The 23209-nt window shown below is 67.9% G+C and carries 20 protein-coding genes; 12 read left to right on the forward strand and 8 right to left on the reverse strand.

What is annotated here, in order from left to right:
- Window positions 1-44: 44 nt before the first annotated feature.
- The 12 genes from ACWDUN_RS13600 to eccD all read left to right on the forward strand — a co-directional run bounded on the left by ACWDUN_RS13600 (window position 45) and on the right by eccD (window position 14285).
- Window positions 45-899, forward strand: coding sequence for an ESX secretion-associated protein EspG (locus ACWDUN_RS13600; RefSeq protein ID WP_449929358.1), 855 nt, complete (start codon window positions 45-47; stop codon window positions 897-899).
- 8 nt (window positions 900-907) lie between these two features.
- Window positions 908-1411, forward strand: coding sequence for a hypothetical protein (locus tag ACWDUN_RS13605; RefSeq protein WP_449929360.1), 504 nt, complete (start codon window positions 908-910; stop codon window positions 1409-1411).
- Window positions 1404-3125, forward strand: a complete 1722-nt coding sequence (eccA, locus tag ACWDUN_RS13610) for a type VII secretion AAA-ATPase EccA (protein ID WP_449929361.1) — start codon at window positions 1404-1406, stop codon at window positions 3123-3125. The genes ACWDUN_RS13605 and eccA overlap by 8 nt, the downstream gene beginning before the upstream one ends.
- 13 nt (window positions 3126-3138) lie before the next feature.
- The gene (gene eccB, locus ACWDUN_RS13615; RefSeq protein WP_449929363.1) at window positions 3139-4683 is read left to right on the forward strand and encodes a type VII secretion protein EccB; all 1545 of its coding nucleotides are present in this window, start codon (window positions 3139-3141) and stop codon (window positions 4681-4683) included.
- Window positions 4680-6914, forward strand: a complete 2235-nt coding sequence (gene eccCa, locus ACWDUN_RS13620) for a type VII secretion protein EccCa (protein WP_449929365.1) — start codon at window positions 4680-4682, stop codon at window positions 6912-6914. Before eccB ends, eccCa begins: the two co-directional genes overlap by 4 nt.
- Entirely contained in the window at window positions 6911-8692 is a 1782-nt protein-coding gene (gene eccCb / locus ACWDUN_RS13625) for a type VII secretion protein EccCb (RefSeq protein ID WP_449929367.1), read from the forward strand. Before eccCa ends, eccCb begins: the two co-directional genes overlap by 4 nt.
- Window positions 8693-8849: 157 nt before the next feature.
- Complete coding sequence (locus ACWDUN_RS13630; RefSeq protein ID WP_449929369.1) at window positions 8850-9137, forward strand: PE domain-containing protein; 288 nt, start codon at window positions 8850-8852, stop codon at window positions 9135-9137.
- Window positions 9138-9183: 46 nt separating this feature from the next.
- Window positions 9184-10524 (forward strand): PPE family protein, encoded by a 1341-nt coding sequence (locus tag ACWDUN_RS13635; RefSeq protein WP_449929371.1) that lies wholly within the window; start codon window positions 9184-9186, stop codon window positions 10522-10524.
- A gap of 92 nt (window positions 10525-10616) precedes the next feature.
- Window positions 10617-10919, forward strand: coding sequence for a WXG100 family type VII secretion target (locus ACWDUN_RS13640; protein ID WP_019512279.1), 303 nt, complete (start codon window positions 10617-10619; stop codon window positions 10917-10919).
- A gap of 29 nt (window positions 10920-10948) precedes the next feature.
- Window positions 10949-11236: a WXG100 family type VII secretion target gene (locus ACWDUN_RS13645; protein ID WP_449929374.1), complete on the forward strand. Its 288-nt coding sequence runs from the start codon at window positions 10949-10951 to the stop codon at window positions 11234-11236.
- Window positions 11237-11325: 89 nt separating this feature from the next.
- The gene (locus tag ACWDUN_RS13650; protein ID WP_449929376.1) at window positions 11326-12750 is read left to right on the forward strand and encodes a MinD/ParA family ATP-binding protein; all 1425 of its coding nucleotides are present in this window, start codon (window positions 11326-11328) and stop codon (window positions 12748-12750) included.
- Window positions 12747-14285, forward strand: a complete 1539-nt coding sequence (gene eccD / locus ACWDUN_RS13655; protein WP_449929378.1) for a type VII secretion integral membrane protein EccD — start codon at window positions 12747-12749, stop codon at window positions 14283-14285. Before ACWDUN_RS13650 ends, eccD begins: the two co-directional genes overlap by 4 nt.
- On the opposite strand, the gene ACWDUN_RS13660 is transcribed toward eccD, so the two are convergent.
- From ACWDUN_RS13660 to ACWDUN_RS13695, 8 genes are all read right to left on the reverse strand, one after another.
- Window positions 14282-14605, reverse strand: coding sequence for a YbaB/EbfC family nucleoid-associated protein (locus tag ACWDUN_RS13660; protein WP_449929380.1), 324 nt, complete (start codon window positions 14603-14605; stop codon window positions 14282-14284). The genes eccD and ACWDUN_RS13660 overlap by 4 nt on opposite strands.
- On the reverse strand, window positions 14602-16206 hold the full coding sequence (locus ACWDUN_RS13665; protein WP_449929382.1) for a PPE domain-containing protein: 1605 nt from the start codon (window positions 16204-16206) through the stop codon (window positions 14602-14604). Before ACWDUN_RS13665 ends, ACWDUN_RS13660 begins: the two co-directional genes overlap by 4 nt.
- Window positions 16203-17606: a type VII secretion protein EccE gene (gene eccE / locus ACWDUN_RS13670; RefSeq protein WP_449929384.1), complete on the reverse strand. Its 1404-nt coding sequence runs from the start codon at window positions 17604-17606 to the stop codon at window positions 16203-16205. Before eccE ends, ACWDUN_RS13665 begins: the two co-directional genes overlap by 4 nt.
- Complete coding sequence (gene mycP / locus ACWDUN_RS13675) at window positions 17603-18976, reverse strand: type VII secretion-associated serine protease mycosin (RefSeq protein WP_449929386.1); 1374 nt, start codon at window positions 18974-18976, stop codon at window positions 17603-17605. The genes eccE and mycP overlap by 4 nt, the downstream gene beginning before the upstream one ends.
- Window positions 18977-19147: 171 nt before the next feature.
- Window positions 19148-19405, reverse strand: a complete 258-nt coding sequence (locus ACWDUN_RS13680) for an HPr family phosphocarrier protein (RefSeq protein WP_449929387.1) — start codon at window positions 19403-19405, stop codon at window positions 19148-19150.
- Between the two features lie 37 nt (window positions 19406-19442).
- The gene (locus ACWDUN_RS13685; RefSeq protein WP_449929389.1) at window positions 19443-21419 is read right to left on the reverse strand and encodes a PTS fructose transporter subunit IIABC; all 1977 of its coding nucleotides are present in this window, start codon (window positions 21417-21419) and stop codon (window positions 19443-19445) included.
- 21 nt (window positions 21420-21440) lie between these two features.
- Complete coding sequence (locus ACWDUN_RS13690; protein ID WP_449929391.1) at window positions 21441-22418, reverse strand: 1-phosphofructokinase family hexose kinase; 978 nt, start codon at window positions 22416-22418, stop codon at window positions 21441-21443.
- Entirely contained in the window at window positions 22415-23194 is a 780-nt protein-coding gene (locus tag ACWDUN_RS13695) for a DeoR/GlpR family DNA-binding transcription regulator (protein ID WP_449929393.1), read from the reverse strand. The genes ACWDUN_RS13690 and ACWDUN_RS13695 overlap by 4 nt, the downstream gene beginning before the upstream one ends.
- Window positions 23195-23209: the final 15 nt, after the last annotated feature.

Consider the following 23209-nt stretch of genomic DNA (forward strand, 5'->3'; position numbering starts at 1 on the left):
CCGCGAAGCGACGATGAACTTTCCAGGGGGAGGGGTTGCAGCCGATGACCAGTTCGTTCGCCAGTCACGGCGAGCCCACGCACTATGACGATGTGGTCGCCGTCGAGGTGACCATCGACGGCATGTTGGTGATAGCCGACCGTCTGCAGCTCGAGGAGTTTCCGCCCTCGCTCGGGATCCGCCCCAACATCCCGCAGCCGGAACTGCGGGACAAGGTCTGGGACCAGGTCGCGCGCGACCTCACCGAGCAGGGCGTGCTGGACGCGTTCGGCACGCCGCATCCCGAGGTGGCCGCGATGACCGACACCCTGTCGCGTCCGGACCGCACGCTGGAGGGACGGTGGTGGCGCCGCGACATCGGCGGCAAGATGGTGCGATTCGCGGTGTGCCGCAAGGGTGACCGGCACGTGATCGCGGCGCGTGACGGCGATCTGCTGGTCCTGCAGCGGGTGGCCCCGCAGGTGGGACTGGCCGGCATGGTGACCGCGGTGCTGGGTCCGGCCGAGCCCGCCGACGTCGAACCGATGACCGCCGTGTCCACCCGGCTGGCCGAGTCGCGCACGCCGAACCAGTTGGCGCAGTTCGGTATCACGCCCGCATCGGCGCGCACCTACGCCGAGGCGACAGGCAATCCGAACAGCTGGGTGGAGATCACCGCGTCCGAGCGTCATTCCGGCGGCACCTTCACCCAGACCGACGTCGCCGCCGGCGTGCTGGATTCAGCGCAGGGCCGCATCGTCTCGATACCGCGCAAGGTCAACGGCGAGTTGTACGGCAGCTTCTTGGCAGGTACGCAAGACAACCTGCAGCGGGCGTTGGACGGGCTGGTGTCCTTCCTGCCCGCGGGCGCCTGGTTCGAGGCCAAGCCGGAACCCACCTACTACGACGACGGGGACTGAGCACTTCCATGGTGGGCAACGAGCCCTTCGACGATGACGACGAGGTCGACCCGGCGGACCTGGGCAGCGATCTCGCCGCGTTCGACGCCATCTTCGACGTACCGAACGGTGACGGGCCGTCGTACCTCGACGCTTTCGCCGACCCTGGCGTTGTCGCCGAGGACCACCCCGAGGAGCCGCTGTACACGGTGACCAATCCACCGGGAACCGTCACGGTTTCGGCACTGCTCGACGGCCGGGTCCACCGCGTCGAACTGTCACCCGAGGCGACCACCACCGTCGAGACCGAGGGTGAGTTGGCCGCCGAGATCGTGGTGATCGCCGATCTGGCCACCCAGCAGGCGCGCTCCGCACAGTTCTCATACATGCTCGAGGGCATGCAGAGCCACGGCCATGACAGCGTCGACACGCGTGACTTCCTGACCCGCAGTGTCGGTCTGCCCTCACCGGAGCAGGCCCGGGAGGCTCAGGCACGCGTCTTCTCCACAAGGTATGCAGGTGGGCATGACTGATCATCTGGCGGCTCTGTTCGGATCGGCGGTCGGCATGCTGCCCAGCGCACCGGCCCGGTCCCTGGAATTGTTCACCGAGATCACCGCGGCCGACGAAACGGCCTGTGATGCCTGGGTCGGCCGAATCCGGTGCGGTGATTCCGACCGGGCGACGTTGTTCCGAGCGTGGTTCTCGCGGAACAACTTCGGTCAGCTGGCCGGTGCGGCCGAGATCTCGATGAACAGCCTCGGTGCACGCATCCCGATCGGTGGGCTCTTCGGTGACATCACCTATCCGGTGAACTCCCCGCTGGCCATCACCATGGCCTTCGCCGTCCGCGAGGCGGCCGAGGGCAACCACGCCGACGCGATGGAGGCGCTCGACGACGCCCCGGCCATGGGCGGCGAGTACCTGGTGTCCTGGATCCGAGCGGTCATCTACGGGGCCGCCGAGCGCTGGACCGACGTCATCGACGAGGTCCGCGGCGCGGGCAACTGGCCCGACAAGTTCCTGGCCGCCGCGGCCGGCGTGGCCCACGGTGTCGCGGTGACCAACCTCGGATTGTTCACCGAGGCCGAGCGCCGACTCACCGAGTCGAACTCCTCGCCGGCTGGTGAGGCCTGTGCTCCGGCCATCGCCTGGTATCTGGCGATGGCACGCCGAAGTCAGGGCAACGAGGATGCCGCGATGGCCCTTCTGGAATGGCTGCAGGCCACCCACCCGTCACCCAAGGTCACTGCGGCACTTCGCGATCCGGCTTACCGGTTGGTGACCACGACGGCCGAGAAGATCGCCCAGCGCACCGATCCCTGGGATCCGGGCAGTGTGGTGGCCGATACCTCGGGGCGGGACAAGTTGCTTGCCGACGCGCAAGCCGAACTGGACCGTCAGATCGGGCTGAGCCGGGTCAAGGAACAGATCGAGAAGTACCGTGCGGCAACCCAGATGGCCAAGGTCAGGGCCGCCCGCGGCATGAAGGTCGCCCAACAGTCCAAGCACATGATCTTCACCGGCCCGCCCGGCACCGGCAAGACCACCATCGCCCGCGTGGTCGCCAACATCCTGGCCGGATTGGGCGTGATCGCCGAGCCCAAACTGGTCGAAACCTCCCGCAAGGACTTCGTCGCCGAGTATGAGGGCCAGTCCTCGGTCAAGACATCACGCACCATCGACCGCGCCGTCGGCGGCGTGCTGTTCATCGATGAGGCCTACACCCTGGTGCAGGAGCGCGACGGCCGGGCCGACCCGTTCGGCACCGAGGCGCTGGACACGCTGCTGGCCCGCATGGAGAACGATCGTGATCGGTTGGTCGTGATCATCGCCGGCTACAGCAGTGACATCGACCGGTTGTTGGAGACGAATGACGGTCTGCGGTCCCGGTTCTCGACCCGGATCGAGTTCGACTCCTATTCGCCCGATGAGATCGTCGAGATCGCGAAAGTGATCGCCCAGGCCAACGATTCCCAGCTGAGCGAGGAGGCCGCCAAGCGCGTGCTGGAGGCCGCGACGCTGCTGCACGACCGGTCGCTGGGCGGCAAGCCTGCCCTCGACATCGCCGGAAACGGTAGATACGCACGGCAATTGGTGGAGGCAGGCGAACAGAGCCGGGACATGCGCCTCGCGCGCTCGCTTGATTTCGAGAGCTTGGGGGTCGAACAGCTCAGTGAGATCAGTGGTGAGGACATGACCGCGGCGATCGACGCCGTGCACAGCCGGCTGAACATCGGCGGATAGGCCAGGGGCGAGGATGGCAGGTTTCCGGCTCACCACCAAGGTTCAGGTCAGCGGTTGGCGCTTCCTGCTGCGCCGCGTCGAGCACGCCATCGTGCGCCGGGACACCCGGATGTTCGACGACCCGTTGCAGTTCTACAGCCGTGCGGTGATGTGCGGTGTCGTGATCGCGGTCGTCATCTGCCTCGGCGCCGCCCTGCTGGCCTATTTCAAGCCGCTGGGTAAGCGCGGCTCCGACACGCTGTTGGTGGACCGCACCACCAATCAGCTCTACGTGGTGGTGCCGGGTTCGGACGGTATCCGACCGGTGTACAACCTGACCTCGGCCCGGTTGGTACTGGGCAACCCGGCCAACCCCTCGGCGGTCAAATCCGAGGAACTGAACCAAATGCCCAAGGGGCAGCCGATCGGCATCCCGGGTGCCCCGTACGCGACGCCGGTGGGTGCGCCGAGTTCGACATGGACGTTGTGCGACAACGTGATCAAGCCGGACAGCGTGGCACCGGAAGTCCAGACCTCGGCGCTGGTGATGCCGTTGGCGGTGGACGCCTCCGTCGGGCCGATGCGGGACAACCAGGGGGTGCTGGTCACCTTCAAGGACCTGACCTGGTTGGTGACCAAGGACGGCAGGCATGCCATCGACCTTGCCGACCGCGCAGTGACTTCAGCGGTGGGTATCCCCGTCACGGCGCGGGCCACGCCGATCTCGGAGGCGCTGTTCAACGCGTTGCCCAACGTCGGGCCGTGGAAGCTACCGGCGGTGCCCGGCGCGGGTGCGCCGAACACGCTCGGGTTGCCGCCGAACCTGGTGATCGGCTCGGTGTTCCGCACCCTCAACAATGACGTCGAGCAGCGGTACGTGGTGTTGCCCGACGGTGTCGCGAAGGTCAACGGCACCACGTCGGCTGCGCTGCGCGCGACGAACAGCTTCGGCCTGATCACTCCTCCGTCGGTGGAGGCCAGCGATGTCGCCAACATCCGCGAGCAGGTGTTCGTCTCGCCGCTGCCGGATGAGCCGATGGACATGCGGTTGCGTCAGGACGCACCCACGCTGTGCTGGTCGTGGCAGCGCGATCCCGGCGACCAGGGGCCGCGCCAGACCGTGATCAGCGGTCGTCATCTACCCGTCCCCGCCGATCGGATGAACGGTGGGATCGACCAGATCTCCGGTGAGGTGACGGTCTTCATCAACGGCGGGCAGTACATCCGGTTGCAATCACCGGACCCCCGCTACGGCGAAAGCCTCTACTACATCGACCCGCAGGGCGTGCGCTACGGACTCCCGAACGAGGACACCGCCGCGTCGCTGGGTCTCAGCGGACCGCTGACCGCGCCCTGGCAGGTGGTCAGCTGGCTGATCGACGGTCCGGTGCTGTCCAAGCAGGCGGCCCTGCTGGAGCACGACACGCTGCCGCCGAGCCCGAACCCGCGCAAGGTCAACGACGAGTTGGCGGCCGGCGCTGCCGCACCGGCGCCCGGCGCACCGGCACCCGCGCCGGGCGGCAATCTGCCCGCCCCGGCGCCGGGATCACCGCTGCCCCCAGAAGGAGCAGGTGGATGACCACCAAGAAATTCACCCCGATCATCAAACGCGGCCCCCGCCTCACGCCGGGCGAGATCAACATCGCCGCACCGGATGACCTCGGCATCGACATCCCGCCGTCGGGCATCCAGAAGGCGCTGCCGTGGGTGATGGGTGGCGGCATGCTGGGCATGATCGCCATCATGATCTTCACCGGCATCCGGCAGCTCTCGCCGTACATGCTGATGATGCCGCTGATGATGATCATGGCGACGGTCGGATTCATGGCCGGCGGCGGACCGGGCGGCAAGCGGGTGCCCGAGATCAACGCCGACCGCAAGGAATACCTGCGCTATCTCGCCGGTCTGCGGACCCGCGTGACGACATCGGCGGCCGCGCAGGTGACGTTCTTCAACTATCACGCACCGCATCCCGAGGATCTGCTGTCGATACTCGGCACCAACCGGCAGTGGTCGCGTCAGTCCAATGCCGATTTCTTCGCCGCCGTCCGCATCGGCGTCGGCTCCGAACCCGCGGTGGACCGGCTGCTCAAGCCGTCGGTGGGCGGTGAGTTGTCGGGTCCCTCGGGCGCGCCGCAACCGCACCTGGAGCCGGTCAGCCACATGTGGTTGATCAAATTCCTGCGTACCCACGGCCTCATCCATGACTGCCCGAAACTCGTTCAGCTGCGCACGTTTCCGACGATCGCGATCGGCGGCGACACCGAACGCGCGGCTGCGCTGCTGCGCGCGATGGTCTGCCATCTGGCGGTCTTCCATCCGCCGGACCTGTTGCAGATCCGGGTGCTCATCGACAACCCGGAGGACCCGGACTGGTCCTGGTTGAAGTGGCTGCCGCACGTGCAGCATCAGACCGACACCGACGCCGCCGGATCGACCCGACTGGTGTTCACCCGCCCAGACGGACTGTCCGATCTGACCGCGCGTGGCCCGCACACCGCCGATGCCGCGCCCACCGGTCCGTATGTCGTGGTGGTGGACCTGACCGGTGGTAAGGCCGGCTTCCCGGTCGACGGCCGAGCCGGCGTCACCGTCATCACGCTGGGCAACCACCGCGGGTCGGCCTATCGCATCCGGCTGGATCCCGATGGCAGCGCCGACGACCGGCTGCCGAACCAGACGTTCCGGCTGGTGGCCAACGCGGCCGACGCGATGACACCCGGACAGGCGGGACGGGTCGCCCGCAAGCTCGCGGGTTGGTCGATCACCGGCACCATCATCGACAGAAGCACCCGGGTGCACAAGAAGGTCGCCACCGAATGGCACCAACTGGTGGGAGCGCAGTCGGTCGAGGAGGTGACCCCGGCGCGCTGGCGGATGTTCACCGATACCGACCGCGATCGGCTGAAGATCCCGTTCGGTCACGAGCTCAAGACCGGCGACATCATGTACCTGGACATCAAGGAGGGCGCCGAGTTCGGCGCGGGTCCGCACGGCATGCTCATCGGTACGACCGGCTCCGGTAAGTCGGAATTCCTGCGGACGCTGATCCTGTCGCTGGCCGCAACCCACCATCCCGACCAGGTCAACCTGCTACTCACCGACTTCAAGGGTGGATCGACCTTCCTCGGCATGGAGAAGCTGCCGCACACCGCGGCGGTGGTGACCAACATGGAGGAAGAGGCCGAGCTGGTCAGCCGCATGGGCGAGGTGCTCTCAGGTGAGCTCGACCGCCGTCAATCCATCCTGCGCCAGGCCGGTATCCAGGTCGGTGCAGCGGGGGCGCTCTCGGGCGTGGCCGAATACGAGAAACACCGCGAACGCGGTGCGGATCTGGCTCCGTTGCCGACCTTGTTCGTCGTCGTCGACGAGTTCGCCGAGCTGCTGCAGAACCATCCCGACTTCATCGCGCTGTTCGACCGGATCTGCCGTGTCGGGCGGTCGTTGCGGGTGCACCTGCTGCTGGCTACCCAGTCGCTGAACACCGGCGGGGTCCGCATCGACAAGCTCGAACCCAACCTCACCTATCGGATTGCGTTGCGTACCACCAGTTCTGCCGAGTCGAAGGCGGTGATCGGCACGCCGGAGGCGCAGTACATCACCAACAAGGAGAGCGGTGTGGGCTTCCTGCGCGTCGGCATGGAGGACCCGGTGAAGTTCCGCAGCGTGTACACCGGCAACAACTACGTGCCCGCCTCGGCGATCAACGCGGGCGGCGACTCGTCCCCGCGGATCCAGGTGCCCAGTCGGCTACGGATCCAACCGTTCACGGCCGCACCGATGATGGATGCCTCGGGGGTGACACAGTGACATCGACCGAATCCGAACCGCGCGTACTGCGCGAGGTGGTGCTCAATCAGCTGACCACCGGCGAAATCCGTGCCTACAAGATGTGGCTGCCGCCGCTCACCGATCCGACACCGGTCAACGAGCTCATCGAGCGTGACCAGCGTCAGCCGCTACGGTTCGGTCTCGGCATCATGGATGAGCCGCGCAGGCATCGCCAGGAAGTTTGGGGGATCGATGTGTCGGCGGCGGCGGGCAATATCGCCATCGGCGGCGCCCCGCAGACCGGCAAGTCGACCTTCCTGCAGACGCTCGTGCTCTCGGCGGCAGCCACCCACACCCCGCGACAGGTGCAGTTCTATTGCATCGACCTCGGCGGCGGCGGCCTGATGTATCTCGAGGATCTGCCGCATGTTGGCGGGGTGGCCACCCGTTCCGAGCCCGATCGGGTCAACCGCGCCGTCGCGGAGATGAAGGCCGTCCTGCGTCAGCGGGAGGCGATGTTCAAGCAGTACCGCGTCGGGTCCATCTCGACCTACCGGCAGATGCGCGAGGATCCCAACCACCCCGCGTCGGCCGATCCGTTCGGTGACGTGTTCCTGATCATCGACGGCTGGCCGGCGTTCGTCGCGGAGTTTCCCGATCTGGAGCCGGTGGTGCAGGACCTCGCCGGTCAGGGACTGGCCTTCGGCGTGCACACGATCATTTCGACACCACGCTGGACCGAGCTGAAATCTCGGGTCCGCGATTATCTGGGCACCAAGGTCGAGTTTCGGCTCGGCGATGTGAACGAGACCCAGGTCGACCGGATGACCCGCGATATCCCGACCAACCGTCCGGGACGGGCCATCTCGGGCGAGAAGCACCACCTGATGATGGGTGTGCCCCGTCTGGACGGTGTGCACAGCGCCGCCGACATCGTGCCGGCGATCACCGCCGCGGTGGACCACATCGCGTCGCTACACACCGACGAGGCCCCGCGGGTCCGGGTGTTGCCCGAACGCATCCATCTGCGCGAGCTGGACCCGGCGCCGCCCGGGCCGGACGCCGACTACCGGTCGCGGTGGACCATCCCGGTGGGGATCCGGGAGTCCGACCTTTCGGTCGCCTACAACAACATGCAGATCACGCCGCACATGTTGATCTTCGGGGCGCCCAAATCCGGTAAGACGACCATCGCCCACGCCATCGCCCAGGCGATCTGCGCCCGCAACAGCCCCCAGCAGGTCCGGTTCATGCTGGCCGACTACCGGTCCGGCCTGCTGGATGCGGTACCCCAGAGCCACCTGCTCGATGCCGGCGCGGTCAACCGCAACAGCACCTCCTTGGACGAGTCGATAAAGGCGTTGGCGGTCAATCTGAAGAAGCGGCTGCCGCCGCCCGATCTGACCACCGCGCAGTTGCGGTCCCGGTCGTGGTGGAGCGGCCCTGATGTGGTGTTGCTGGTCGACGACTGGCACATGATCGTCGCTGCCGGCGGAATGATCCCGCCGATGGCCCCATTGGCGCCCCTGTTGCCCGCCTCGGCCGATATCGGCTTGCACATCGTGGTGACGTGCCAGATGAGCCAGGCGCATCGAGCCACCATGGACAAGTTCGTCGGCGCCGCCTACGGCGCGGGTTCGCCGACGCTGTTTCTCTCCGGCGAGAAGACGGAGTTCCCGACGAGCGAGTTCAAACTCAAGCGCAGGCCTCCTGGCCAGGCACTTCTGGTCTCGCCGGACGGGAAAGAGGTCGTCCAGGCCGCCTATATCGATCCCCCCGCAGAAGAAGTGTTCGGAGCACCCCCAAACCACGGTTAATATGGATTCGTAGCCACTCAGCAAAATTTACGACGGCTAGCTGGCAAACGGGTCGGGGGAACGATTCTTATGCGACAGAGCAACTTTTCTGTCCTCCTTCTCAGGTTCAGCGTCCAGGCTTTTCGGAAACTGTGAGGAGGAATCGCAAATGCAACCGATGGCACACAACCCTGGGGTTCTCGGTGTCGGCAACCAGGTGATCGCAAATGGGTCCCGGGGCCTGGCTACCGGTACCGCCGCAACGACCGAGGCAGCAGCCCTGCTGCCGGCCGGTGCGGAGGAAGTTTCGGTGCAAGCCGTCCTGTCGTTCGCCAGCGAGGCCGCCCAGATGGCGGCTCTCAATGCGTACGCGCAGCAGGAATTGGCCCGGGCCGGGGCCGCGTACCTGGAAGCCACCGGCATCTACACCACCGCCGACGGCCAGGCCGCGGCGACGTTGTCCTGACCGAATTCGAAACACGCTTCGTTATCGAGACTGAGTCCAGCAAACAATGACCACTGTTCCCGCAATTGTGCCGATGATCTACGGCGCGCTCCCACCGGAGGTGAACACCGGCCGGTTGATGGCCGGTGCCGGTGCGGCGCCGATGTATCAGGCCGCCGCGGCCTGGGAGGCGCTGGCCATTGCCCTGGAGACCCAGGCCGAGGAGTTGTCCGCCAGCCTGGCCGCGCTCGCCGGATCTTGGCAGGGCGGCGCCAGCGAGCGCGCGGTGCAGGCGACCACTCCGATGGTGGTGTGGCTGCGGACCAGTGCGTTGCAGGCGCAGAAGCGGGCGATGCAGGCGATCGCGCAGGCGAACACCTATCTGCTGGCGATGGCCGTCACACCGCCACTGGTCGAGATCGAGGCGAATCACGTCACGCACGCGGTGCTGGAGGCGACGAATTTCCTCGGCGTCAACGCCGTGCCGATCGCCGTCAACGAGTTCGATTACTTCGTCCGGATGTGGACCCAGGCGGCCGGCGCGATGCACGGCTACCAGGCGGAAACCGCGGCGAACACGGTGTTCGAACCGATACCGCCGTTGAAGCCGATCGTCATGCCGGGTGTCGGAGAGGCCGCCCTCGGGTTTGCCTCGGGGCGCATTGCCGCGACGCTGCCGGGGTCGGCGATGCGTGAGGCCGCTTTTGCGCATGTCACCGCCCAGGCCACCATCGAGTCGGCTGCCTTGCACGCCGGCCGGGCTGCCGCGCAGAGCAATCAAGCCTCGGTTGCTGCGCAGACTCAGGCGCGCAAGGCGGAGAACACCGCGCAGCAGGCCCAGGGTGAACCCGAGCAGTTGATGAACAGCGTGCAGCAGGGTGCGCAGATGGGGATGCAGGTCGCCTCGCAGGTCGGTTCGATGCTCGCCCAGGCGCCTCAGCAGATGCTGCAGTCGGTGACCCAGCCGGTTCAGCAACTCGTGGCGCCGCTGCAACAGGTCAGCTCGATGTTCGGCCAGCTCAGCGGGGGATTGAACAAGGGAGCGCAGTTCGGTCTGGTGGGCGCCAGCCCGTTCTCGAATCATCCGTTGGCCGGCGGTACGGGTGCCGGAGCCGGTGCGGGATTGGTCCGGGCGGCGTCGCTGCCCGGTGCGGGCGGCACGCTGGCCAGCACCCCGCTGATGAGTGGGCTGCTGGGACAGACGCCCGCCGGTGCTGCGGGGCCGGTCGGTGCCGCGGCCGGCGGAGCCGGTGCCGGACTGGCACCGGTCGGTGGATCGGGCGCCGGTGGTCCGATGGGCGGCATGGGGCAGGGCGCCAAGCGCGGCACCCACCGACAGAGCCTCGCGGCGCCGGCAGCACTGGCCCACGACCTGGGTGAAGATGAAGAAGATGTTGACGATTGGTGAATCGTCAACCGTCACAAGACTTCCCGGCCGAGGGGGCTGGAAGACTCGCCATCATCTGGTGAGGACACAGGAAAACAGAAAGAGTACCGAGCATGGCACAGATGAATACAGATGCCGCTGTCCTCGCCAAGGAGGCAGCCCACTTCGAGAGCATCTCCGGTGAATTGAAGGGCGTCATCTCCCAGGTGGAGGCGACCGGCGGCGCGCTGGCCGCGCAGATGGTGGGCCAGGCAGGCACCGCCGCCCAGGCCGCGCTGCTGCGCTTCCACGAGGCCGCCGCGCGTCAGGTTCAGGAGCTCAACGACATCTCCCAGAACATCCAGACCTCCGGCATGCAGTACACCACGGCAGACGAAGACCAGGCCGGCACCCTGTCGTCGGCAATGAACCTCTGACCCCAGAATCCACAGAACGGAGATAAGACATGTCACAGCAGGTTTGGCAGTTCGGCGGAATCGAGGGCTCCGCCGGTGAGATCCACGGCGCAGTCGGCGTAACCCAGGGTCTGCTCGACGAGGGCAAGGCCTCACTCGCCTCGCTGGCCTCGGTGTGGGGCGGCTCGGGCTCGGAGGCCTACCAGGCCGTCCAGATGCGTTGGGACAGCACCTCGGCCGAACTGAACGCCGCGTTGCAGAACCTCGCGCAGACCATCAGCGACTCCGGTCAGCACATGCAGCAGATCGAGCACGGCGTCACCGGGATGTTCGCCTAGAACGACCGCACCAACGGGTGGGCGGACTAGCCTTTGGGCGTCCGCCCACTCTGTGCGTTACTGCAACAGCACGACCTTGAGAGGTGCTTATGTCGGCCGACTATGACCGGTTGTTCCACTCCTCCGGCGCGTCTGATGCCGCCGATGAGGACGCGGCGGCCCACCGCGACAGCGCTCCGCCGATGCCCGTCAACGCATCCGGCGCCGGCGGCTCGGGTTACGGCGGTGATCGCACGCCGCCACCGATGCCGATCACGCCCGCTCAAACCCAGGCGTCGGCGGCTCCGCCACAGACCGGCTCGGCGGTACCTCCGCCCCGCGCCTCCGAGATCACCAGCCAGATTCCGGTCACCGGGCCGCAGCACGTGCAGAACGGCATGATGCGCAGCCCGCAGGCCGGTCAGTCCACCGGCGCTCGATATGAGGAGCAGAAGTTCGCGCCGCCGGCTTCCGCGCCGCGCACGGCGCCGGCACCGGCGCCGAGTGCGCACTACAACGAGACACAGGACGTGTCGTGGACGCCGTCGAGTGCGCCGGCGCCGACCGGGCAGCCGGCTCCGACATCGCCCGCCACCATGGGCAACCATCGCGCCATCGACGCCCTCTCGCACGTGGGTGTCCGCACCGCGGTCAAGATGCCCTCCCAGCGCGGCTGGCGGCATTGGCTCTACATGTTCACCCGCATCAACATGGGCCCGTCGCCCGACGAGCTCTACGAGATGGACCTACAAGCTCGCGTGCGGCGCAATGCGCGCGACTCGTACCAGATCGGTGTCTTCGGTCTGAAGGGCGGCGTCGGCAAGACCGCGGTGACGGTGGCTCTCGGATCGGCGTTGAGCCGCGTCCGCGGTGACCGCATCCTGGCCATCGACGCCGACCCGGACTGCGGCAACCTCGCCGATCGGGCCGGCCGGCAGTCCGCGGCCACCATCGCGGATCTGTTGTCGGACAAGGAGTTGTCCCGCTACAACGACATCCGCGCGTACACCAGCATGAACGCGGCGAACCTGGAGGTGCTGTCCTCCGAGGAGTACAGCGCGGCTCGTCGCGAATTCAACGAAGAGGACTGGAAGGGCGCCGTCAGCGTGGTGTCCCGGTACTACAACCTGGTGCTGGCCGACTGCGGTGCCGGGTTGTTCCAGCCGGCCTCGCGCGGTGTGCTCGCCACCGTCTCGGGCATGGTCATCGTCGCCAGCGCCTCGATCGACGGTGCCCGGCAGGCCGCCGTGACGATGGACTGGTTGCGCCAGAACGGTTACCAGGACCTGCTCGGTCGGTCCTGCGTGGTGATCAACCATGTCACCCCGGGCAAGACCAACATCGATGTCGAGGACCTGGTGCAGCAGTTCGAACGGCACGTGCCACCGGGTCGCGTCGTGGTGCTGCCCTGGGACAAGCACATCGCGGCAGGCACCGAGATCCAGCTGGACCTGCTCGGCAAGACGTTCCAGCGCCGGATCCTGGAACTGGCCGCGGGGCTGTCCGACGACTTCGACCGGCTCGAACGGCGTTGACCGCGACCGCGGCGCCGTCGGGGGCGACAAGTACATCGTCGGTGACACCCGGGCGGCCTTCCACCACTCGGGTCACCATCCTGACCGGACGTCGAATGACCGATCTGGTGCTGCCCGCATCGGCGCCGATCGAGACCTATATCGATGAGACGGTCTCGGTGCTGGCCGAACTGCTGGACGATTCACCGCCAGATGTGCTGGCGGGCTTCGACTTCAAGGCCCAGGGCGTCTGGGCCTTTGCGCGTCCGGGTGCACCTCCGATGAAGGCGAGCGAATCCCTCGACGACGCCGGAGTTGTCGATGGCGCGTTGCTGACCCTGGTGTCGGTGAGCCGCACCGAGCGGTACCGCCCCCTGGTCGAGGACGTCATCGACGCCATCGCGGTGCTCGACGAATCTCCGGAGTTCGACCGTCGCGCCCTGAACCGCTTCGTCGGCCTCGCCATCCCGGCGGTATCGATCATCGCCACCGTGATGTCCCTGGTGGCCTGGACGCAGTCGGGCAAGTCCTGGTGGTGGGCGGTCGCCTTGGCGGTGCTGGGCCTGGGTCTGTTGACCGGCGGTCTGGTGTCCCGCTCGCGATATCAGAACGTGCAGTTGGCCGAAAGCCTGTTGGTGGCGGCGCTTCCCGTGCTGGCCGGTGCCGCGGCGCTGGCGGTGCCGTTGCCGCGCGAGGCCGACGGCCTGGGTGCGCCGCAGGTTGCCGGTGCCGCCGCGGTGGCGTTGTTGTACATCCTGGCCACGCGGGGCGGTCCGCGGAGGCGGGCCAGCATCGCGGCCTTCGGCGCGGTGATGACCGTGGCGATCACCGCCGCGGCCGTCGCTTTCGGTTACGGCGGCCAGGCGTGGGTTCCCGCCGGTGCGATCGCCTTCGGACTCATCGTGGTGACCAATGCCGCCAAGCTGACCGTCGCGGTCGCGCGCATCGCGCTACCGCCGATCCCGGCCCCAGGTGAAGCGGTCGCGAACGACGAACTACTGGACCCGATTTCGCGGCCGGACATCGCAGACGAGGAAACCCCCACCTGGCAGGCGATCATCGCCTCGGTCCCCGATTCGGCTGCGCGACTGACCGAGCGCAGCCAGCTGTCCAAGCAACTGCTCATCGGATTCCTGACTGCCGGCGCCGTGGTGCTGGCCGCCGGTGCCGTCACCGTGGTCGTGCAGGGCCACTTCTTCGTGCACAGCATGATCGTCGCCGGGCTGGTCACCGTCATCTGTGGTTTCCGTTCCCGTCTGTACGCCGAACGGTGGTGCGCCTGGGCGTTGATGGGCGTGACGGTGGCGGTCCCGACGGGTGTGATGATCCGGTTGTGTCTGTGGAACCCGGACCGGGCATGGCTGGTGATGGCGATCTATGTGCTGCTCGCCGCGGTCGCCTTGATCACGGTGGGGGCCACCGACAATGTCAACCGTCTGTCGCCGGTGACCAAGCGGATCTTCGAGCTGCTCGACGGGGCATCCATTGCCGCGGTCATCCCGTTGCTGCTATGGATCGCCGGCGTCTACGACATGCTGCGCAACCTGCGCTTCTAGTCCGCAGTGATCTCCGCGACCGCATCGTTGAGCCGATCACGGTCGGCGGCAACCGATTCGGCGGCCACCTCGGTGGCGTTGCGCAGCGCCTCGTTGATGCGTTCTTCCACGGTGTGTGAACCGAGCCGCAACACGCCGTCGGCCAGATAGACGTCGACCAGGCGGTGATGGCCGTTCAGGGTGACCTCGACGGTGTCGGATTCATCTGTGGCGGTGAATTTTTCGGTAGCCATCTTGTGTAGCTGCTGATCCATCAGTTCCTGAAGCCGACCTGCTTGACGCAGGACGGCTGCCACCTCCGGATGCATCTGCTCGCTCACTTGGGCTCCTTGTCCTGCACGTCCTTGCGCCGCCGGTTACCGATGACCGGCTCGGTATAGGGACGGTCCTCGGTGTACAGCTCCTCATCGGGAGCGAAGCGCGGGTCGCGGCGCTTCTGCTGGCCCTGTTGGGCGCCGCCGTGGCCCATGCCCCCCATACCGCCCATACCCATCCCGCCACCCATGGCCGAGGCCGGGATGGCACCGGAACCGGTGCCTGCGCGCGCGCCCCCGTTTGCCGGCGCCGGTGCAACCGTCTCGGCTCCGACGTTGGGCTGCAACGGCATCGACGGAACACCACCGCCGCCACCACCGCCCGAACCCCCTGCGGAACCGCCGCCGAGACCGGCCGGGGACACCCCGGGGTCGTCAAGGCCGAGGTCGGGCAGGCCCGTCTCGGGTGAGCCGCCCGGCAGACCTCCACCGGGCAGGCCCCCGCCGGGTAGGCCTCCGCCCGGCTTGCCGCCACCGGCCGGGCTGCCACCGCCGGATGGTGCTCCACCGGAGGGAGCGCCGCCCGAGGGAGCGCCCATCCCAGCCGGCGATCCGGCACCGGACTGGGCCGGATCGGGCTGTGGCTGCGCAGTCGGTGGCAGACCCGTCGGCTGCTGTGATGGGGGACCACCTGTTCCCCCGCCGGCGCCGGATCCACCATCAGTACCAGTTCCCGGACCCTGCTCCTCAAGCATGTTCGCTTCGACGTCCGGCCCGCGGTCGAATGTCTTCTTACTCTTGCCGCGGTCACCCTTTCGCGGACTCAACGCCTCTCGGATCGGCGGTGTCGGCGGATTGACCGCCTTGATCGCCGACTGCGCGGCGTACTCGCCGAGCACCTCCTCGGAGCGTGCCTGCAGCTTCTGATACTCCGCCATCAACAACGACATCTGCGCTGCGTCGGTGGTCATGCGCAGTTGCGCGCTGATTGCCTGAACTTCGGCGACGGTCGGGTGCTCGGCGACCGCCTTGCGGTGTACTTCGGCGAGGTCGCGGGCGTGCTCGGCGATCTCGGTTGCGGCAGCAGCCATTTGTTGCAGCCACTCCTTGTGGCGACGCAAAGCGGTACCGGCCATCTCGGCGGCGGTGCCCTCCCAGTTCACGGAGTCGAGGTCGAAATCCCCTGCACGCTCGGTCAGCTTGGCGCCGTAGCCATTCCATTCCTGGGCGACCGCATCCAGCGTCGCGGCCTGGTCCGGCTGGGTGATCTGCTGCGCAGCCGTCTCGACGTCGAGGTATCCCGGCGGCGCCGGACAGGCTCCTATGGGCATGTGTGGTTGCGGGATCGAGATGTCGGGCACCGGTATGTCGACGTTCGCAATCTGCCCCGCGGTGCCCTCGATCGCCGCGCGCCCGGCTTCATCAGTTCGCTCGTAGACATCGGCGGCACCGGCCAACGCCTTCGACAGTAGCTGTGCTTCCTGCTGGCCCGCTGCGATGAAGGCCTTCATCCCGTCACCCTCGGCAGTGATCTGCGCGACGGCGACACCGGCAAGGGCCAAACCGCATGGCGGTTGCGGGTTCTCAGGGGCGGGCGGCAGCGGCACGTCGAGAGTGGCGGCCTTACCCCGCAGGTCTGCGGGTTCGACATTCAACGACCCCGTCATGACACCCCCTCCAACGCCATCTGATAGCGACTCTCCTCGCGCGGGTTGATCAGCCGGATGGGCAACTGACTGTGCCGTGGGGTCTCGATGAAGTTGCTGCGCAGCACAACCCGTCCGACCCCAGGATGCGGGCCGAGGTAGGTCGTGGAGTTCGGCCAGGAGACCTTGGCCACCTGCCCGATGCGGCCGTTGACGAAGCCGGTGAACTCTCCGAATTGCGGACTCAGCGTCACTACGCCGCCCGCCGCCGCCGACCGGATCACGAACTGGGTGAACAGTCGGGCGTCACCGAGGTTGATACTGACATCCACATCGTCGAACGGCATGTACACCGGATACCGATCGGCGGTCTCACCGATCAGCACGCCGGCCGAACCGATGGGCAACTCGTAATGGCGGTCGGTCACCGGACTCTCGCCCAGCAGCGCCGCCCGTTGCCCACCGAACAGACACGAGAAGCCGCGCGGGGTCGTCGGATTGGCAAGCGTGGTCAACAGGACCGTGGTGGTGGGTGCGTGCCCGGGACGGATGCGGACCCGGGTGAGGGTGTGATCGGCGCGTGCCGACCACCACACGTCGGGCCCGCCCGGTGCGACGTACGCAACGGTGAAGCTGCTGCGGCCCTTGATCGACGACCAGGACTCGCGCTCGAAGCTGATCTCGGTGGCCCGGTCGAAGTCGTCGAAGCTACGCCCGCATCGCGCGTCGACGCCGTTGGCCGCCAACTGATCTGCGATGCGGGTGGCCGAGGACACCAGATAGCGGGCCAGACCGGACACCCCGGTATCGCGGCGCAGGGCAGGCCGACGGGTCTTCTCCGGGTCGGCACGCAGCACGATCCAGGTCCGCCGGTTCGCCGGCGCCGGGTACGGGCCCACCACCTGGTCGTAGAGCGCCACCAGGTTGGCCGGCGCGGTCTTGCCGACCCGGTATCCGGCAGCGACGACGTCTGCCTCCAATTCCGGGCAATGCGCCGAGATCAACTGTTCGACGACTCGGGTGTCCACCACGTCATCGGTGAACGCCTCACCATCGACGAGCACGGTCGGTGTGAACGGCCGCGGGACGAGTTCGATCAGCGCGATCAGGTAGTCGTCCTGCCAGCGCACCGCGACGTGATCCCCGGGCAGCACGGTGGCACCGACTGCGGGTTCCGACGGCGGTACCGGCGGCGTGGCCAACCGTCGTCGCCAGGAGAACAGGGCGGCGATCCAGCCGGTGAAGCGTCGGCCCCGGACGGTCAGCGTCGTCGCGATCGCCAGGACGACGCTCAGCGTGATGCCCACCCACAGTAGATCGAGGGTGTTGAAGACTCCGATCAACGCCGGGATGAGCACCGCCGCCCACAGCAGATGCCCGGTGGTGAACCGAAATCCGAACTGACCGAGGAACTCCTTCATCGACGCCTCATCGCGCGCCTGGCCACGGCCCCGATGCCCAGCACCAGCGCAAGGCCGGCCCCGGCCAGCACGACCATGGTGATCGGTCCGCGGTCCGGCGGCACGACCACCACCGGCGGCGGCAACTGCTTCACCCGGTAGGGAGCGACCTTCGGACCGGCGGGCACGTCCCAGGTCAGTGCCGCGACCGGGTCGATGACACCGGCCCCGACGTAGTTGTCCACACCGCCGCCGGGATGGCGTGCCGTCGCCGTGATCCGGTGCATGATCTGCGCCGGGGTCAGCTCCGGGAAACGCTGTTTGAGCAGGGCGGCCAGCCCGGACACGTAAGCCGCGGCGAACGAGGTGCCGGCGATCGGGATGGGCCCGTCTGCACCGGCCAGGGCGTTGACCGGGTTGCCGTCATAACCCAGCGCGGTGATGTTCTCCGCCGGCGCGGCGGCATCGACCCACGGACCCGACATGGAGAACGTGCTGGGCTGGCCGGTCTGCCCGATCCCGCCGACGGTGAGAACCAGCGGCGAGTACCAGGCCGGCGACACGATGGTCTGGACCTGACGCCAACCGCGCGGATCATCGGGTTCGTCGGCCTCCGGAGGCGGGTTCTGCGTACAGTCCTGACCGGTGTTGCCGGCGGCGACGATGACGATGGCGCCCTTGATGTTCACCGCGAAGTTGATGGCCGCCCCGACGGTGGCCTCATCGATCGGGCGGGTCGCCTTGTAGCAGGCCGCCTCGCTGATGTTGATGACCTGGGCGCCGAGATTGGCGGCGTGCACGATCGAACGGGCAAGGCTGCGCAGCGATCCCGCGGTCTGGGTGGTGTTCGGGTTGTTCGGGTCCTGTCGCGCGCCCACCGGCTGGAAGTTGTCCGACGTCTGGCGCAACGACAGGATCCGCGCCTCGGGCGCGACGCCGACGAAGGCATCGGTGGGCGCCGGCCGACCGGCGATGATCGCCGCGGTCAGCGTGCCGTGCGAGTCGCAGTCGGACATGCCGTTGCCGGCCTTGTCCACGAAATCGCCGCCCGGTTCGGCTGGCACCCGGGGCGATCCGTTCACGCCGGTGTCGATGACCGCCACCGTGACCCCGGCGCCGGTCGCGAACTTCTGCGCATCGGCCAGTCGCAGATACTCGCTGGCCCACGGCCTGTCGGTGAAGTTCGAGTTCGGGAACACGATCGGCGCCGAGCACTGACGACGTTGCTCGGTGGGCTGGTCCGGACCTGTCTCGTCGGGGGGTACGGCCCCCGCATCGATGACCGGCGGCTCGATCGCCGCCGCCGGCGGAGCCGCGACGATCAGCACTGCGGGCGGTGCCGTCAGCAACACCAGCGTCAGCGTGGCCAGCAGCACACCGATGCGTCGCACGGTCTGTTCACTCCCCTTTGCAGTCCCCGGGTGCGGGTGTGCCGGCACACCTGCAGCAAAGCGAAGGCCGCCGTTCGGCGACGCATCGTGTCACGTCAGCCTAGGTCGGCCTTCGTCAGAGCAAGTTTACGGGGGTGTAGGCGGGGTGCGTTCCGCTTTCTTGTCGGCGACTCAGGCGTCGAGATCCTGGGTCACCAGGTCGGCGATGGTCGCCAGTGCGGCCTCGTCATCGGAGCTGACCGTCACCTGGGCACCGTTCCCTGCGCCGAGGGTCATGATCATCAGTGCCGAACCGGCGTCCACGGGTTCGCCCCCGTCCATCGACAGGGTCACTTCGGCGCCGGAGTTGACGACGGCCTCGGCGATGATGGCGGCCGGGCGGGCATGCAGTCCGATCGAGGATCCGACGGTGACGGTCTTCTCGGGCATTCGGTGTCTCCTTCTATTGGGGTTGGGTGCTGCAGGATCAGGCCGCGACGGGCTGGCGCGGCTTGGCGAACTGTTTGGCGGCGACGACGGCGGCGGCGGCAGCCGCGGTGCCGATGGCCAACGAGATCAGGAACCAGGCCAGGTTGCCCATGGCGAAGAACACGAAGATGCCGCCATGCGGTGCACGCAGCGTCACACCGGTTGCCATGCACAGCGCCCCGGTGATCGCACCGCCGAACATCATCGACGGGATCACCCGCAGCGGGTCGGCCGCGGCGAACGGGATGGCGCCCTCGGAGATGAAGGCGGCACCGAGCAACCAGGCGGCGCGACCGTTCTCCTTCTCCGGTTCGCTGAACAGGCTCGGCCGGACGGTGGTGGCCAGCGCCATGGCCAGCGGGGGCACCATGCCCGCCGCCATCACCGTCGCCATCACCTCGAACGATGCCGTGGTGGCGGCCGCCAGGCCTGCGGTGGCGAAGGCGTAGGCCGCCTTGTTCACCGGTCCGCCGAGGTCGAAGCACATCATCAGGCCCAAGATCACGCCGAGCAGGATGGCCGACGTGCCGGTCAATCCGTTGAGCCAGTCGGTCAGGCCGGTGTTGATCAAGGCCAGTGGCCGGCCGATGAGCAGGAACATGATGAGACCGACGACCAGGGACGCCACCAGCGGAATGATCACGACCGGCATCAGGCCGCGCAGCCAGCGCGGGACGTCGAGGCGGCTGATCCACAGGGCGGTGAAGCCGGCGATGACACCGCCGACGATGCCGCCGATGAAACCGCCGCCGACGAAGACCGCCAGCGCTCCCGCGGTGAAACCCGGTGCGATACCGGGCCGGTCGGCGATCGCGAAGGATATGTAGCCGGCCAGCGCCGGCACCAGGAATCCGAATGCCAGTCCACCGAGGCTGAACAGGATGGCGCCGAGGTACTGGGCCAGTCCGCCGTCGGGCAGGTTGGTCAACGAGTTGTTCAAGGCGATGTCGTTGGCGACATCGGAGATCTCATATCCGCCGAACAGGAAGCCCAGGGCGATCAGCAGACCACCGGCCGCGACGAACGGGATCATGTAGCTGACGCCGGTGAGCAGGATCTGCCGGGTGCGCGTGCCCCAACCGACATTCGACGATCCTTCGGTGGCAACGTCGGCCGGCCCGCTGCCCTCGACCCGAGCCGCCGTCGGATTGTCGGCGGCGGCAACGGCCTCGGAGATCATGACGTCGGGCTCGTTGATGGCCCGTTTGACGCCGGAGGCGATGACGGGCTTACCGGCGAACCGGCCGCGGTCCTTGACCCCGACATCGGTGGCGAAGATGACGGCGTCCGCGGCGGCGATGGTCTTGGCAGGCAACGGTGTGCTGCCCGAGGACCCCTGAGTCTCCACCACCAGGTCGACGTCGGCGCGCTCGGCGGCCAGCTTGAGCGCATCGGCGGCCATGTAGGTGTGGGCAATGCCGGTCGGGCAGGCGGTGATCGCGATGATGCTCTTCTTGCCGGCCGGCTCGGCGGGCGCCGCCGGCGCCGACGGTGCAGCCGCAGGCCCGGCCGGGGCCGGATTCACCACCCCGTCGACCAACCCGACGAGTTCTTCGGGAGTCCCCGCCGCGCGCAACTGCTCCACGAACTCCTTGCGCACCAGCGCACGCGCCAGGCTGGACAGCAGCTTCAGATGATCGGATCCGCCGGATTCCGGTGCGGCGATGAGGAATACCAGGTCGGCCGGACCGTCCGGTGCGCCGAAGTCGACGGCCGGCGCCAATCGGGCGAAGCCGATCGTCGGCGTGTCCACGTGCGGGGACCGGCAGTGCGGAATGGCGATACCGCCGGGCAGACCGGTCGCCGACTGTGCCTCGCGATTCATCGCGGCGGCGATCAAACCGTCGGCGTCGGCGGTTCGGCCGGCGTCGGCGAGCAGTCCGGCGAGCCGGCCGATCACGGCCTCCTTGTCGGTGCCCGCGTCGACGTCGAGCAGGACCAGATCGGTGCTGATCACCGGGGATGAACTGGACATGGAGTGGACTTTCTGTGCGGGTCAGGATTCGGTGTGTGCGGGTGAAATGGCCCGCACCGGAACGGCATCGAGATCGAGCTGGTCGGGTGAGGGCAGTGCGGAGCCGGGCAGCGCCGCCGCGGCGCTGCCATAGGCCACGGCCATCCGCAGCCGGTCGGCGGGGGCGGCACCGGCCTGTTCGGCCCGTACGTAACCGGCCAGCGAGGAGTCGCCGGCACCCACGGTGCTGCGCGGCGTGATCGGCGGCGGGGTTGCCAGCCAGCTCCCGGACGGTTCGACGAGCACGGCGCCGGCGGCGCCGAGGGTGACCAGGATGCTGCGGGCGCCGCGCTCGATAAGTTGCTGGGCCGCGGTCACGACAGGCCCTGGATCACCTTGTGCCACAGCATCTTCGAGCTCCTGACCGGACGTTCCGGTCAGGCCGGCGAGTTCCTCGGCATTGGGTTTGATGACATCGGGCGCCGCGGTGCCGAAGGCGGCGGCCAACGCGGTCAGCGGGGCGTCGGAGGTGTCCACGGCGACGCGACAGTCCAGGCCGGCCAACTCGGCCACGACGTCGGCGTACCACCCGTCGGGCACGCCCGGCGGCAACGACCCCGACAAGATCACCCAGGATGCCGTGCGCGCCGAGCCGACGACGGTGCGGGCCAGCGCCTCCAGCGCGGCGGCGTCCATCCGCGCGCCCGGAGCGTTCAGTTTGGTTGTGGTGCCGTCGTGTTCGGTCACGGTGAGGTTGGTCCGCACAGCATGGGACACGGGCACCGCGGTGAAGGGGACCCCGGCAGATCGCAACGCGGCCAGGATCGCGTCGTCGTCGGCGGCGGGTAGGACGGCGACGGTCTGCAACCCGGCCAGCCCGAGCGCACGCGCGACGTTGACACCTTTGCCGCCGGGCTCGTCGGTCACCGAATTGATCCGGTGCACCGCCCCACGGGTCAACGTCCCCGGCAGGGTGAGGGTGCGGTCGATGCTGGGATTCGGGGTGACCGTGACGATCATGCGTTGGCTCCTGCGCAGGTGATGTCGATGCCCAGGCCGGTGAGTTCGGCGCGGGCGTCGGTGTCGAGTTCGGTGTCGGTGATCAGCGCGTCGACGCAGGACAGCGGTGCGAAGCTGTGGAGCTCCTCGCGACCCATCTTGGTCGAATCTGCGACCACCACAACGTAGTTGGCGCATCTGACCATGGCCCGCTTGATGGCGGCCTCATCGGCGTCGGGGGTGGACAGGCCGTGGCGGGCGGACATTCCGTTGGTGCCGATGAACGCGATGTCGACGCGCAGGTTCTCCAGGGTCTGCAGGGCCTGCTCACCGACGCATGCCTGGGTGAGCCCACGTACCCGACCGCCGAGCAACTGCAGTGACACCGACCGTACGGTCGACAGTCGGCCGGCCACCGGGATGGAGTTGGTGACGACCACCAGATCGCGGTCGGTGGGGAGCAGCGCGGCGATGCGGCTGGTGGTGGTGCCGGCGTCGAGCAGCACGCTGCCACCGCCGACGGGAAAGAACTCGGTCGACGCCGCGGCGATGGCGTCCTTGTGGGCCGCGCGGGTGGCGTCGCGTTCGTCGACGTCCTGCTCGACCAGATGCAGGGCGCGCGCGGGCACCGCGCCACCGTGCACCCTTCGCACCAGGCCGGCCTTGTGCAGCACCGCCAGGTCGCGGCGCACGGTTTCGGTGGTGACGTCATAGGCGGTGGCCAACTCTGCGACCGAGGCGCGTCCCTGCTGGATCACCAAAGCGGCGATCGCATGCTGGCGTTCCTCGGCGTACATCGCACTCCGTCCGGC

Source organism: Mycobacterium sp. NPDC003323, from assembly GCF_053589535.1.